Genomic DNA, 14,634 nt, shown 5'->3' on the forward strand with positions numbered 1-14,634 from the left:
GTAGGCGCGAATATGTGTCTGGCTAGCGATATGGTGATCAATCGATACCGCGTCCGCGGTCAGTGATTCGTACGCGTGTTTACGGGCAGGATTCTCGTCTTCCTCCGACAGTTCTATCCACCCGTCTATGTCATAGGTAGCGTGATCAATGATGAGGCGGAGAGTGCGCCATTGGTGGTCAGTCAGGTTGACAGACTTCATCACATTACTTTTCCTTTCACTTTGTTATTTGATGCGGGCCGTGGTGGCCCCGTGCCTCACTGGGTCATGAACCCGCGCCGCCTATATCGGAGTGAGGCTAAATGGACATGGGCTATCCAACGCCGCGCCGTTTGTCCATAGACTTGAGTGATCTCGTCCAATAGCGCCTAAATGCGTCATGACTGTGCCCGGACTGGTCCATGGCGGTTGCCAGAACGTGGATCGAAGCGACCAATATGCGGCGACGTGCGACGTAATCAGAAGTTGACGAACAGTAACCGAAACGTGGTGCGTAATGTCGGTATAGCGTGCGCCACTGCGAAACTGGTATTTGAACCTCTGGGGTGATGTACCGGACATGGCTTTGATTGCGCCGTGCCCGACGTGTATTGCGGCGAACTATGCGCGCACTGGTTGCGCCGCCCCGCCCAAAACACAAGGTTTCTAGGTCATCAGCGAGTTGGTCCATTTCCTCATGGAGGGCTATAAACTTCAATGGGACTATTACCTTTCCGTCGAGTGCGTCAAGATCCACGTCGAATTCCATCAATTGACCCCTATTATTTGTGTTCGTCGTTTGTCAGCCGGATTGTGCGCCGTGTTATGCCCTTCCAGGCCGGTTGCAGCGCCGGATCACCCAACAGATCGTTAGTGATTCCTCGGTAGGGGCGCGAGAGAGTTGCCGCGCCTAGACGTTTGTAGATGTAGGTTTTGTTGAAAATTGACTCCCACGCAGTGGGGTCATTTCCGCGCGGACTGTGCTGGATAGTGTGGTCGGCGTAGAACGCGACACTGCCCTTTGGGGAACCTATATCGACCACAACGAAAATACGGTGCGCCCCTTTGATTCCTCGCCCGTCCAGGCCCTCAATGGCACACCTCGGTGTCAGGCGCAAATCTTGGTACTTGTCCAGATCACGGGCAACTTGTTTTGCAATCCCGTTTAGTCGTGTATCGCAATAGGACTTGCTTGTCCGAAAATCGGTACCCTCACCGACAGTGAAATGTATTTGCGCCTCAATCATTTCCGGATGTTCATTCACGGTGTCTACCTCTGCTTGAATCTGCCCGTAGTCCGTGTATTCGAATTCCTGCTTTAGCTTCCCCATTAGCTCTAATTCCCCTCGTCACTAGCTATTCGAAACGTGTAGACGCCGCGCGCGTGCGGGTGCTCAATAGCCACAATCGGCAGACCACTAAACCGCCCGGTCATCATGTCGACGGCGGCGCTCACACTTGGGAGTGCTGACATGACTGTTTCCTCGCGCCCCTGGACGGTGCGGAAGTAAACGCCGCATAGGCCATTGCTGTGTTGGACAAGACGAAAAGCGCCCAGGTAGGTGTGGATTGCCTGCGGGACAGCAGAACGTTCAGCCGTCCAGGCGAAATAACGTGTTCCCGCAACCACATTGGCCTGTTGGTGCATTTCGTGCGGGTACGGCGCGATAACGGCCTCATACCGTGTTGCGCCTGTCAGGGCGTAATTGCTGTGTCGGTCCCACCGCACAACACGGCCGCCCGTAACGGTTCGTGCAACGGCATAGACGGCGGCGGTGCGCTGTTCGAACGTTCCGAGATACGCGCCGTTGGCGTACGCGGCCCAATTACCGTTACCTAGGGATTCAATGTAATCGCCCATATGTGCGTGCCTTCTTTCTTTTCAGGGTTTGCAGTGCAAACTTTTGACCAACACGCTACACACATTTGAGGTCTAAGTACACTCTGAAATATGCCGTGACACATCTAACATGGGTGGCATTCACGCCCCCGCTGTCCCCGCGAAACGGGCTACCTCTATTTCACTAGGGATATAGCTACCCCCCCCCTGCTCATACGGGCATTGCAGCGGGAGGACAAATAGGACATACCGGATTACAGCCCCAGGTCACAGCACTGCAATTGGGTAGTTACTAATGGTTATCATTTGTGCCTCAATCCGCTATGCCGCAACCCCAAAACACAATGAATACATCATTTCCGCAGTTCAAATTGCGAATTCATTCATCGAAACTTAACACTTCAACAGCAGATTTGGTATTAAAATACGTTTTGACTGGTAGATAGGGTATGGCCCCCATCACTTCCGATGCACCTCACCGCCGCGTCTGTGCCGCCACGGCTCTGTACGGGTTCCCTCGGTTGTTTTCGCAGGTCATAGCACCATCCAGTAAGGCCGGTATTTTGGAGGCTTCCTGCCGAAACAACAGCCGGTTAAGATGTCAGACCTCCCCATATATATGATTTCAGTCATATGTGGTTAAACGGCGTGGAGTTTTTCTGAATATATAGGTAGAGGGGTTCGAGCCGCGACGGAGGAAGCGGCGAGAAGAGCCGCGACAATCATCGGCGACGGTAGGAGCCGATGAAAAGAATCCAAGCGGCCCTTGGTGGGCCGCTGTCGAGTCGAGATCCCATCGAGACCGACAGCGTCGGCTTGGGCCGACGCAGCCCTAGCGGAGTCGGCCGACTCGACTCGACCTACCGGTCGAGTGAGCCGAGGAGAGGCGGTGAGCCTCTACGAGGCTCACCTTAGGACTCTTACAATTAAGAGAATGAGATTCAACGATGACGAATGCATATTTTGCGATACTTGGTCTTCCCCTAGAGGGGAACATCTTCTACCTCAATGGGTGATGAGGTTTCACGCCGGCGACTGTCCGGGGGAACACAGAGCCGAGGTAAATGGTGAACCGCTCACCTTGGCTAGTGGTGCGCCGGTTAGGGTCGATACTCCCATCAAATCACAATTTCAACTCCCCTGCTGCAACAACCACAACGAGGAACTAAATGCAAATTATGAGTATCGTGCTACACCGGTTGTCAAAAAGATGCTGGGTGGGATCGCTGATGATCCTGTCTGGCCCGTCCTTAATGATGATGAGGTGTTCGAAGCGTCTCGGTGGTGGATCAAAACAGTCGCGTTGCTGGCCCATCGTTGTACGACGGTGTCATGGGCAAAATTTAGGTACCAACTCAATAGTGACGACTCGATTAGTTTTGATGATTCTGTATACGATTCTATTGGCCAGGGGCGCATCCCTGGTGATATGAGTGCGTGGCTCGTTGTCGCTGACTCCGCAACGATTGCTGATCCCTACCAGGTGCTTAATCGGATACCGCTGGCAACTATTTCGAAATCTGGGGCAACACCAACAACTCCGTATGTCAGGAATTTTGGACTGAGAACCAGATTCGATCGACAGGTTTTTGTCCAGGTTGCTCATCACCCAAACGCGGAAATTGTTCACCCCGATGAGGTGTCTGGCAACGCTGTTCGAATCTGGCCGACCTCAACCCGTCTAGCCCTCAGCGAACTTCCACTTCTAAATTCCCAATGTCTGTACGCGTTTCAAAATAGGTTTCTAGTTGGCGGTAGTATGACGGGGCTGAATGGACACCAGGGCCTAATCTACTTCCGGGCGTTCAATCCGATCTGGTTCCGCACCGATGATCCGGGCATACTAGCCTACGTACCTGACTCGTATACGAACGATGAACTTGATCAGGTTCGCACGGTTGTTTCGCAGGTCCGCCAGGCGCGCTCTAGCTAACAGGTCATCAAGCCAACCCTATTGTTGGTCAGGCGCTTTCATTGGATATGTACCCACGCCATTTTGGTGAAACACCAACCATTCCTTAGCAGCACGTCCGGTCATCCAATCGCTGGAGTGGAGGTCGACGTCTAGGGTATCGGGGGTCTGGCAGAGCCAACCGGTGACAGATCCCGAGCCGGATATGATCGGACGGACCCGGCCGAACCACACGTCTGGATATGGTTCTGGCTCTGAATCGGGATCGATGGGCACTGTCCTATGACACGAAATGCTGGCGCTCAGGCCGAGAAATTTTATCGAGGCGGATATGTCGGTATCGTTGGCGCACCGCATCGCGATGCGCCACGTGAACTGCACTGCCGCAGTCAGCATCCCGGCGGCTGCGGTAAATAGCATAATTTCCCAATACCAGGGCATGTTTTCAACATATCGGGGTGCGAGGAATTTTTTCTGCGCCACGAGGTTAAAAACATGGTGTTTTTTCTGAATATATATAGTAGAAGGTTTTTTAGTCTCCCGGCTTCCTAGTCGGGTGTACCCCTCTCCCCTCCACGGTGTCGCTACCGTGCCCCTGGTGAGGTTGAAATATCAGGGCTGTCCAGCCTAAATTCCCTAACCAGGGGGTCTATTGTGCGACTTATTGTCAGGGTTTGCAGTGCAAACTTTCACATCGAAAGAGTGGTGTCCTATTGGCATGGTCAACTTCAACTCGCCGCCATGATCTCCCACCTGAGTGGCCAATGTTGCGCCGAGCGGTGCTTAATCGGTCAGGCGGGTTGTGTGAACACATCCGGTATGACACCGGGGAACGATGTGGCGTCGCTGGCACCGACGTTGACCATGCTGTTGCGGCCCACGACCACCGGGTGGAAGCCCTACAACTAGTGTGCGACTGGCACCACTCCCGCAAAACGGCTCGTGAGTCGGCTCATGGTCGACGTATCGCCCGCGCTGAACGGATTAGATGCGCCGAGGCAATCATGAACGGAGAATCCCCCTAGTGGCTACGAACCTCAAACCTGGTAAACGAACGACGGCTCGGCAACGCATTCGCCTCCCGGATTCAGCGTATGCGATCCCGGAGAAGCGAAAATATTTGATCGTGACGCGTCGCCATGCCATATCTGCGCTCGCTCATGTTGCGGCACACGGTACGACGGATGAGAAAGCGCAAGTCAAAGCCGCGATCCGAGCGAAATACCCAGGTTTGCCGTCGTCGAGAAAATCGGCGTCATGACCGGGCCTGTACCAAAACGGTCGGAGGCCCGCCGGCGACGCAATGGCCCCATTATCGAGACGCTACACGTCCCCGGCAATGCGGGAACCGGGGTGACCGATACTCGTATATCCGAGGTGCCCACCAATCAACTCCACCCGATCGCCGCCGATTTCGTCGACTCGTTCTCCGACACCCCCGCCAATTACCTGTTCGACGCATCCGACTGGGCAGAACTACGCATCCTCGGCCTGGCCATGTCGCAGCTACTCACCAGCAATGGCACGAAACCCATCGCTGTTGACCTGCTTGCGGCCGTCATCGACGCGACCGACGATTTTCTCACCACCGAGGGCACGCGGCGACGTCTGGCCGTCGAGGTCGAGACCACGGCCGCGACTCAGCCGGCCGCCTACTCGCACTGGCACCCTGCTGCCCGCGAGTGGTTCGACGCGTTGCCGCTGTCGGGACAGGCAATGTGGTACCAGACCACCGATTGGGCGTTCGCGGTGTTCGTTGCCGAGGTTATCCATCGGTTCGTGACCTCCGGTGAACGCATGTCCGGCAAGGTCTACGCCTCCATCCAGAAGGCGACGACGCTGCTGCTGACCACGGAAGGCGCACGCCGCAAGGCTCAGCTCAATCTAAATAAGACATCCGCCGACGATATTGGATTGACCCGATTGATGGAGGCGTACGCGGACTACCTGTAGGAAGGAGAGCGTTTGGAGCCGGTTCGCACGATCCCCGACGTCATCCCTTCGAAGATCAGGACTCTCGCCCCACAGATCATCAGGTGGACGGCTGAGAATTTCTCCGACTCCTGGCAGTTCACCGAGGAACAGTTGCGCATCCTCTACCGCTGGTACCAGATCGACGATAACGGACGCTGGATACACGACGCCGGCACTATCCGCCGCATGAAGGGCGCTGGCAAGAGCCCGTTCGCCGCTGCCCTGGCACTGATCGAACTTCTAGCCCCCTGTCGATTTGGGGGTTGGGACGAGCACGGCTATCCGATCGCTGTCCGGCCCGATGAGGCGTGGGTCCAGGTGTTCTCAACCTCGAGCGACCAGAACAAGAACATAATGCTGTCGGTCCATTCGCTTCTGAACCCGGCTGCGATGGAACGCTACCAGGTCGATCCTGGCCAGGAACGCTACCACGCCTATGTGGATGGTCGTTTCTGCATTCTGGAGGCCAAACCCGCCTCGTACCGCGCCGCTGAGGGTGGTCGCCCTTCGTTCGCAATCTGTGATGAGACCTGGCATTGGGTCGACACCAATCATGGCCCGCTCGTGTGGTCGACCATCGGCGGCAACATCGCCAAAATCGACGGCTCGCGCACCATGCAGCTCACGAACGCCCCCGTGATCGGACAGGACTCCGTCGCCGAACTGACGTGGGTCGCCTGGCAGAAACAACAGGACAACCCCGACGCCGACGAGGGATTGGGGCGCCAATACTACGACTCGATCGAAGCGCCCCCGAACGTCAACCTCGACGACGTCGACGAACTGAAGGAAGCCATCCGGGTCGCTGCCGGTGGCGCACACTGGGTCAACCCGACCAACATCGTCAAGCAGGTCCGAGCCAGCGCCACACCCCGTGATGAAGTCCTGCGCAAATACTTGAACATCGTGACGGCCGCCGATGACGCCCTGGTCGACCCCGCCGCGTGGGCCGCCTGCGAAACCAACGACCGGCTCCAGGCCGGCGACCGGATCGTCCTCGGCCTCGACGGAGGCGAACGCGACGACTCCACCGCTCTCATAGCCATGCGCGTCTCTGACCGGTTGGCCCATGTCGTGGGCCTGTGGGAACGCCCGGACGGTCCAGCCGCTGACGGCTGGGAGATCGACAAGCAAGAAGTCTCCGATCGGGTCGCCTGGACCTACGCCAACTACGACGTGGCTGCGTTCTTGTCCGACGTGGCGCATTGGGAAACGTACGTCAACGAGTGGTCCGAGACCTATGGCCCCCGGCTCGATATCAAACCCTCAGCTAAGTCCCATGTTGGCTACGACATGCGCGTCAACCAACGCGAAATCACTGACGCCAACGCGGCCCTCGTCGGCTCCATCAACACCGGAACGCTGCGCCACGAGGGTCATTACGGCCTCGGCCGCCATGTCCGCAACGCCCGACGCCGCTACAACAACCACGGCATCAGCTTCGGCAAAGAGTCCCGACATTCCCGGCACAAAGTGGACGCCTACGCGGCGCTTCTTCTCTGCCATATCGGCCGCACCCGGCTTGTCGAGGCCGGTAAGGCAAAACGACCGATCAACCCCCGGATTGGAGGCTCAGCGTGGGTCACCTAACCACTCCCACCGAACAATCTGACGACTCCATCCCCAACGACCGCATCCGCCACGCGCTCAATGCGCTGTCAACAGATGCGGTGCGGCTCAACCGGATCGACCGGTATGTACGCGGCAACCACGATGGACCCTACCTACCACAAAAATATAGCCAAGAGTATAAGCTGCTGGCCCAACGGTCGACGAAAAACATGATCCCGATGATCCTGGATGCCGCCTGTAACGCGCTCAGTATCGAGGGGTATGTGCGCGGCGACGGTCGTGACGCCGCCGACGACTGGTATCGCTGGCAAATGAATCGGTTGGATGAGCGTCAAACCCGTGTGCATCGGGCCGCATTGGCTGACGGCCATGCCTGGATCACCGTCCTCCCTAGCCGCACTGACCCGCGACAGCCACTCGTTAGGGCGCATAGAGCCATCCGGATGTGGGCGGCCTATGATGATCCGTCCAGCGATATGTACCCGTTGTACGCAGTGGGAGTGCCCAATATTGATGCGGTGGGGAGCACGCCTCGTGAGGTCACCTATTACGACGATCGGGCCGTGACGGTCTACCGTGACATCAACGGTGAATACCAACCCGTCCGGTCCACCCCCCACCAAATGGGGGTCTGCCCGGTCATCCGGATCGCAACCGAGATCGACCTCGACGGCCGCACTTCCGGCTATGTCGAGCCGATCATTGCCCTCCAAGACCGCATCAACCAGACGTCAATGAATCAGCTGGTAGCGCAGCACTGGACGGCACATACGGTGCGGTATGTCACTGGATTGACGCCGACGTATCAGGTCGACGCTGAGACCGGCGAGCCGTTGATTGACCCCGATACTGACATGCCGATTCCTGCCCCGGTGACGGCTGACCCTGGTCAAATGTGGCACCTGTCCAACCCTGATGCCACGATCGGACAACTCGAAGGAACATCCACTAAGGACTTCCTCGATTCAATCGAGGCGGATTTGAAACATCTGTTGGCGATTACGCAAACGCCGCCGCAGTATCTGACCACTGGGTTGGTTAATTTGTCGGCCGAGGCGTTGGCGGCGGCCGAAACTGCGTTCCAGCGCAAAATCCAAACGGTGCAACACGCGTTCGGAGAATCATGGGAGTCGGTGTTTCGACTCATGGCCTCCGTCGCAGCCGATAGGGCGGCTGCCGAGGATGAGCAGAGTCAGGTCACGTGGGCCGACCGGGGCAACCGTTCGCTGGCGCAGGCGGCCGATGCAGTGGTCAAACTGGTAGGTACCGGTATCCCCGTTACCGCGTTGCTCAACAAAATTCCTGGCCTCACCCAAATCGATATTGAAAATATCAAGGACGAGGTGGACGCCAGCGACGGCGTTACGAGTCTTGCTACGAAATTCGAAGATGTTATCGCTCAGGCGGGTGGAGGTGGATCTCGTGGCGGTGCCGCGCGCACAGATCAACGAGGTTGATCAAACCTATCGAGCAGCCTATATGGACCTCGCGACGCGTGCGATGCGCGACGCTCTCGCTGCATGGACGGCAGTCACACTGGCCGAGCTGTATCGCACACCGGCCGCCGCGTGGTGGCAACTCGTGTCCACCATGACCTCTCACAGGTTCGCGTTCCGAAACCTCGCTATCGCCCGCTACCGGCTGTTGCGGGCGCTCGAACTCGGCCGCACCGTCGCCCTCCCCAGTGAGAAAGCCACATCGGTGAAGCTCGCGGACCTCTGGCGCCAGTTCTACCGTTCCGCCGACCAGCCCGGCCGGCCGATCCCGCGCGGTGGCCGCAAAACCATCCCAATCGATAAAACCGTCTGGGACCGGTGGCGGCCGGACAAGATGGAACGCACCTTGGCCGCCTCGTACTTCTCCCGCGGCCCGGCCCGACTGAAACGGAAGGTCGAGCGGTGGGAGAAGCAAGGCAAAGCCCGCATCGTCGATGGCGAGTTGCAGGTATCGAAAGAGGCAGGGCCGGAGGCGAACCGGGTTAAGAACGCCATCATACGCAGCTCGGCGGCGAACGCGGCCCGTATCGCCCAAGACGGGGCACGCGACGCGACCGCCGAAGCGATCGAGCGGGACAAAAAAGTAAAGCGATGGTTCCGCATCACCGATGGAGACCCCTGTTACTGGTGCGCCATGCTGGCCAGCCAGGGCGCGTACTACAAATCCAAACGCACCGCCCACAGGCGCGAGGACGGACACGCCTACCACGACAATTGCAATTGCGACGTACGTCCCTCATGGATCGACGACGGCCACCCTTTGGCCAACATCCCTGCCGCCGAACGTCGCTGGGTCGACCTGTGGCAGCGATTCGACAAGGAGCGCAAAGACACCCCGTCCTTGACCTGGCGTAAGTGGTTCAACAACCAACTTAGGAAGGCACGATGAGCGACAACGAGAACGACAACAACGCGGCCGCAACAGCGTCCGACGAATCCCACACCGACTCGGCAGACACAGAAACGGATTCGTCTCAACACCCCGACACCACCAGCAGCACCGATGCGGCCACCCCCAGCGAGACGATAGACGATCGAACCGCCCCCGATGACGCTGACAACGACACTTCGGACGATGACACCGACCTCCACCAGCTGATGGCCGACCTCCACGCAACGGACGACGAGGCCACCTCAACACTTCAAACGGAGGTGGAACAGCTGCGCGCCGAACTACGTCAGGTGCGCACAGAACGCACTCGTGATGAGTTGGCCCATCGATTCGGGCTGCCTAGTGTTGTCGCTGATCGTCTCCAGGGCGACACGGCCGAGGCCATGGAGGCTGATGCGAAACGGATCGCGGAGGCTCTACAGCCGCGTCCCACCGGACTGGGACGTGGCGGCATGGACCCCACTGACAGCCCGTTGCCAGACGATCCCGACCAGCTCGCCGACCTGTTGCTCGACGCCCCGGACACGCCCTTTTAGTCTTCCCGTTTACTTAGGAGATCCTTCTTGGCTATCCAGAACCCCACCACCGCTCCCGCTGGCGAAGGCACCCTAACCGGTTTCCTTACGGATGAGAACGCCCCCAACAAAATCGCTAAGACCGCGTTGTCCATCCTGTATAAGGATCTCGTCCTCGGTCGTCTGGTCAACCGCGACTATCAAAACGAGTTCATCCCCGGCGTCGGTGCCTCTATCACGGTCCCGATCTCAGCTGTCACCTCTGCGAAGATCAAAACGGGTGCCGATGACCATGAGACCGACATCGAATACGAGGGCCTCACCGAAGATTTCGTCAACATCGTTATCGACAAGGATATTTACCACGGCGCGGGCATCGGCCACGCCACCAACACATTGACGCTTAAGAAATTTACCTCTCAGGTGTTGCAGCCACAGGCCGCTGCTGTAGCCGAACAAGTCGAACACGTGCTAGCCGAACAGTTCAACGCCCGCCCGGACAATGAGGCCGTCCGCGCCGACACGATCCTGCGAGTAGTCACCAAAATGGGCACTCAGCTCACCAAGGCTAACGTGCCATTGGCCGGCCGCGTCCTTCTTGTCGGCGCTGAGGTCGCCGAGGAGCTTGTCAGTATCAAGGAGCTGACCGAGTTCGATAAATCGGCCTCCACTGGTGCTCTCCGGGATGCCGTCATTGGACGACTCCGAGGATTCACCGTCGTCCAATCGAACTCGATTGCTGATAAAGAAATGCACGCGTTGACGCGCGATGCGATCGCCTACGTGACGCGCCCCATGGCAGCCCCGATGGGTGCCAAGTCGTCCGGAACGGCCTCTCACAAGGGATTCGGCTTGCGATGGGTACTCGACTATGCTCCCGGCAAGGTCCGCGACCTGTCATTGGTGCAGCAGTTCGCCGGCGTCAAGACCCTGGATGAGAAGCGAATCGTCTCAGCCTCTCTCGACACTGTCGGGCCAGCACCCACCACGTCCGTAACGGCAAAGAAGAAGTAAACCACCTGTGCCACAGTGGCGGCGGTGCATGTAAGAGTTTGCAGTGCAAACTAGGGAGGGAGACGTATGGTTGCGTTGGCGACCCTCGCTCAGCTGGAGGCGCGTTTGGGGCGGCCAATCCCCGAAGGGCCAGAACAGGACCAAGCCATCGCTGCTCTCGATGATGCCTCGGCATTGGTGCTCTCGTACGGCCGACCCACGTGGTCGACCGATACCGTACCGGCTGTGGTGCGCGTGGTCGTTCTAGCGGTGGCCGAACGACGTGTCCGCAACCCGGACGGCATGGCTTCCGAACAGGCCGGCGAATATAGTTATCGTCTGTCGCGGGACACCCCAGCAGGAGTGGCCCTCACCGACACCGAAGCACATGTCATCCGTCGCGCGGCTGGCCACGTGGGATTGACGTCGGTGCGGGTCAACCGCGCTGTCGCCCCACACTCACAAACGTGGGGGGTGGCACGGTGACGATCTTCCATCGTGCCCCGGTGACTGTCACCGTCTGGCCGGCTATCGAGGTCGACGACGGTTATGGGGGTGTGCGCCCCGGTGAAGGACCCCCGATGACGCTCCAAGCGTTTGTGCAACCGCTGTCGCGTCGCGAAGCCGAGGAAGGCTACACCGATAGCGCGAATTTTAAGCTGATCTGTGGCCCGGTCTCTATTGACCGGTGGTCGCGGGTGGAGTTTGATGGTATGCGCTGCAATGTCATCGAGCATCCCATGCGGCATCGTTCCTCGCCACGGACAGAATTCACCACTGCTATCGTGACACGGATAGGATGATCGTTATCGCGCATGTGTATAAACGAGCGCACGTCAAAATCGCCGGGATGCGTAGTGTGTTGCGTGTGGTGCGTGCCGAGGCTGATAAGCGCGCCCATCGGGCGCGTGTCCAGGCGGCGCAACATACCCGGACCGGTACGTTTCTTGATTCAATCCGGGTGCGTCGCTATAAAAAGGGCTACGCCGTTCAATTCGAAGACCGCCAGGCGGCACTGAAGAATTTCGGCCACATCAACCGCGATACTGGCGAATGGGTAGACGGTGTTGGCGCGGTGGAGGCGGCGCTACGGCAGTGATCGTTCTCCCTGACGCCGAGGCGGTGATTCTCGCAGCGCTGCGGCACTATCTCGATAACAGCGTGCGGGTGATGGTGGAGGTGCCCGCCCAATGGTGGCAGCATCTGCCGCTGGTGGCATGTCGTCGGGTCTCCGGTGTTGCCCCCGATCCGCGCCATTTTGATCAGGCCACCGTACAGGTCAACTGTTTTGCCGAGACGCGCCGAGCCGCCTCTCACCTCGGCCGCACCGTGCGCGGCAGTCTATTCCAGGCCGCCCATGACCAATTCCAGGCTGATGGTGGTGTTCTGCAACGCTACCGTGAAATCGTTGGGCCGTTTCTCGTGCGCGACGAGTTCACCGCAGAAATTCCCGATCTATCGCGATTCTCCCTTTCTGCGCAGCTGAACGTCCGCGCGGTCAGAGCAACTTCCGATTCGTAGTAGCACCCGTCTAGTGGTGAGCCAAACCACCTCGTAGGAAACCTCTTCCGACTACCTTTCTGTACAAATTCATTTCTCACATACTTCTGAAGCGGTGCAGTTCAACTCATCCTCGTCGACAAGCACCGCAGACACGTTATGCCCCAACGCCCTTTCCCTTAACCCCCTCACAGGAGCGTTTGTGAACACCGATGACGCTGTTATCCCCGCTGTGGGGTACATATACGTTGCCCCACCCGACACCCTCATGCCACCCCTCGCGTCCATTATCGATCCCGCCACACCCGACGGATGGGGTAGTGGCCAGTGGGATTCGATCGGAAACACGTCGCTGGACAACGGCATCAGCCACGCCGTTGATGGTGATGATCCGGAAACCAAAGGTTCGTGGCAAAAACCCAACTTGCGGTTGACGAACCCTAAGAAAACCTATTCGCTGGACATTAAGCTGGAGGATTTTACCGTGGAGTCGTATCGGCTGTATTACGGCTCCAGTCGTAGCGCCGATCCGGACGGCACGTTTGTCATTCCGGAATCGCCTGTTGCGCAGGCCAGGGCACTACTGATCATCGCCGTGGACGCCGACCACATGGTGGCCGAATACTACCCGCGTGTGACGATCATCGGTAATGGTGCGATCGAGTACGACCCGGCTAATCTGACCGAGATCCCCGTGCGTGCCACGGTGTTGACAGGAAACACTGCCGACACCGCCTACCCCGGTAAAATCACCCCCCGTATCCCCATCCCCAAACCAGTCACTCCGCCTGCTCCGTCAGCTCCGCCGGATGTGCGCGTATGGGGTTCGGGGCCGACTTATTGGTGTGCGTGGGCTCCTCCCACCACTGGCGGCAGCCCGGACGGGTACACGCTGTATGCCTACCCAGCCGCCTCGCGGGGCGATCCCAACTCCTACACGCGTATCGATGTAGCGTCGCTGATCGATTCCGACGATCATCCTGATCCTCCCTCCGACCTGGCCTCGGGGTGGATTTGCCCCTCGGAGGCGATCTCATTCCCCGATAGTGGCGATTGGGGGCTGGCAGTGACGGCGCACAACACCGGCGGCACTTCCACCCATGCGCTCACCGATACCTCCGAGCACATCACCGTACCCGCCTAAACACACCCTTAGATTGATGACGAAAGGCGCTCCGAATGGCCCAATCCAATAATTCCGACAACATCCTGTCGTTTGACAGTCTCGTCGACGCTGCTACCGATTCACACGGCCATGGACTGCCGTTCACCGCGAAGAACGGCCATTTGGTGCATCTGCGACCCATCCCGATGCTGGATAAGGCCGCAATGAAGGTAGTCCAATCAGTCCAATCGGTCATCAGTGATGACAACACCGATGCCGTCGCGCAACTCGACGCCATCGACAATGTCCTCATCGCGGTAGCCGACGATGCCGACTCTATGCGCGATTCCCTGGAAAATATGCCGATCGACGCCCGCACGGTCCTTTTTGAACAATGGGCTGAGGACGTGGACCTGGGGGAAACCTCAGCCTAGCCACGCTGATCGACACGCATGGGGATGAGCTGGCCGCAGACCTGATGCACTACTACGGTGTTGATCTCCGTGATTGGGTCACCGGTCAGCAGTCCGCACGTGTGATCCTAGCGGTGGTTAGGCAACTACCACGCGAATCCCGCTATGCTCTCGCCGTCTCCGGCGCTGAGCACACCGGCTGGGATCGGCACGCCCATATGCTCGCAGACCTTATTGATGCGGTGCATTGGGTCGCCGTCATCACTGCCCGGTCGGCGTCGTCGAACCCGCGCGCGATCAAGGACCCCCGCCCCTACCCGCGCCCAGGCCAACAACCCAAATCACGCAGTAATCCACTCCTAGCCGCTCTCAACGGCACTGATCCTGTGGTCGACTCCGGGGCTGGCCGGACAGTGCAGCTCCCTGAGCATGTGAGGAGACGA

The 14,634-nt window shown here is 58.5% G+C and carries 16 protein-coding genes; 12 read left to right on the forward strand and 4 right to left on the reverse strand.

Features of this window, described 5'->3' with window-relative positions; all coding sequences use genetic code 11:
• The 3 genes from HALAL_RS18860 to HALAL_RS0100015 form a co-directional block, all read right to left on the reverse strand.
• A partial coding sequence (locus HALAL_RS18860) for a hypothetical protein (protein WP_035534262.1) occupies positions 1–201 on the reverse strand: 201 nt, incomplete at its 3' end.
• Positions 202–761: 560 nt separating this feature from the next.
• Entirely contained in the window at positions 762–1,310 is a 549-nt protein-coding gene (locus HALAL_RS0100010) for a hypothetical protein (protein ID WP_025272021.1), read from the reverse strand.
• A gap of 5 nt (positions 1,311–1,315) precedes the next feature.
• Complete coding sequence (locus tag HALAL_RS0100015) at positions 1,316–1,840, reverse strand: hypothetical protein (RefSeq protein ID WP_025272022.1); 525 nt, start codon at positions 1,838–1,840, stop codon at positions 1,316–1,318.
• A gap of 913 nt (positions 1,841–2,753) precedes the next feature.
• Between HALAL_RS0100015 and HALAL_RS0100020 the strand changes: the two genes are divergently transcribed.
• Complete coding sequence (locus tag HALAL_RS0100020) at positions 2,754–3,752, forward strand: hypothetical protein (protein ID WP_156937529.1); 999 nt, start codon at positions 2,754–2,756, stop codon at positions 3,750–3,752.
• A gap of 18 nt (positions 3,753–3,770) precedes the next feature.
• Here HALAL_RS0100020 and HALAL_RS0100025 read toward each other — a convergent pair whose 3' ends face one another.
• A complete protein-coding gene (locus HALAL_RS0100025; protein WP_156937530.1) occupies positions 3,771–4,214 on the reverse strand; it encodes a hypothetical protein in 444 nt (147 codons plus the stop codon).
• 774 nt (positions 4,215–4,988) lie between these two features.
• Here HALAL_RS0100025 and HALAL_RS17140 point away from each other — a divergent pair.
• The 11 genes from HALAL_RS17140 (at position 4,989) to HALAL_RS0100095 (ending at position 14,212) form a co-directional block, all read left to right on the forward strand.
• Positions 4,989–5,684, forward strand: coding sequence for a phage terminase small subunit (locus tag HALAL_RS17140; RefSeq protein ID WP_084471775.1), 696 nt, complete (start codon positions 4,989–4,991; stop codon positions 5,682–5,684).
• 12 nt (positions 5,685–5,696) lie between these two features.
• On the forward strand, positions 5,697–7,295 hold the full coding sequence (locus HALAL_RS0100045) for a hypothetical protein (protein WP_025272026.1): 1,599 nt from the start codon (positions 5,697–5,699) through the stop codon (positions 7,293–7,295).
• The gene (locus HALAL_RS0100050; protein WP_025272027.1) at positions 7,283–8,734 is read left to right on the forward strand and encodes a phage portal protein; all 1,452 of its coding nucleotides are present in this window, start codon (positions 7,283–7,285) and stop codon (positions 8,732–8,734) included. Before HALAL_RS0100045 ends, HALAL_RS0100050 begins: the two co-directional genes overlap by 13 nt.
• On the forward strand, positions 8,700–9,662 hold the full coding sequence (locus tag HALAL_RS0100055) for a VG15 protein (RefSeq protein WP_156937531.1): 963 nt from the start codon (positions 8,700–8,702) through the stop codon (positions 9,660–9,662). Before HALAL_RS0100050 ends, HALAL_RS0100055 begins: the two co-directional genes overlap by 35 nt.
• The gene (locus HALAL_RS16330) at positions 9,659–10,201 is read left to right on the forward strand and encodes a hypothetical protein (protein WP_025272029.1); all 543 of its coding nucleotides are present in this window, start codon (positions 9,659–9,661) and stop codon (positions 10,199–10,201) included. The genes HALAL_RS0100055 and HALAL_RS16330 overlap by 4 nt, the downstream gene beginning before the upstream one ends.
• A 27-nt stretch (positions 10,202–10,228) precedes the next feature.
• Positions 10,229–11,194 carry a major capsid protein gene (locus HALAL_RS0100065; RefSeq protein ID WP_025272030.1) on the forward strand — a complete coding sequence of 322 codons (966 nt, stop codon included), beginning with the start codon at positions 10,229–10,231 and terminating at the stop codon, positions 11,192–11,194.
• Between the two features lie 66 nt (positions 11,195–11,260).
• Positions 11,261–11,659: a hypothetical protein gene (locus tag HALAL_RS0100070; RefSeq protein WP_025272031.1), complete on the forward strand. Its 399-nt coding sequence runs from the start codon at positions 11,261–11,263 to the stop codon at positions 11,657–11,659.
• Between the two features lie 313 nt (positions 11,660–11,972).
• Positions 11,973–12,272, forward strand: a complete 300-nt coding sequence (locus tag HALAL_RS0100080; RefSeq protein ID WP_025272033.1) for a DUF5403 family protein — start codon at positions 11,973–11,975, stop codon at positions 12,270–12,272.
• Positions 12,269–12,694, forward strand: a complete 426-nt coding sequence (locus tag HALAL_RS17145; RefSeq protein WP_025272034.1) for a phage tail termination protein — start codon at positions 12,269–12,271, stop codon at positions 12,692–12,694. Before HALAL_RS0100080 ends, HALAL_RS17145 begins: the two co-directional genes overlap by 4 nt.
• A 181-nt stretch (positions 12,695–12,875) precedes the next feature.
• Positions 12,876–13,817 (forward strand): phage tail tube protein, encoded by a 942-nt coding sequence (locus HALAL_RS17150; RefSeq protein WP_025272035.1) that lies wholly within the window; start codon positions 12,876–12,878, stop codon positions 13,815–13,817.
• 35 nt (positions 13,818–13,852) lie between these two features.
• Complete coding sequence (locus HALAL_RS0100095) at positions 13,853–14,212, forward strand: hypothetical protein (protein ID WP_025272036.1); 360 nt, start codon at positions 13,853–13,855, stop codon at positions 14,210–14,212.
• The last annotated feature ends 422 nt before the right edge of the window (positions 14,213–14,634 follow it).

It is taken from the genome of Haloglycomyces albus DSM 45210 (assembly GCF_000527155.1).
In the GTDB taxonomy this organism is placed as follows: domain Bacteria; phylum Actinomycetota; class Actinomycetes; order Mycobacteriales; family Micromonosporaceae; genus Haloglycomyces; species Haloglycomyces albus.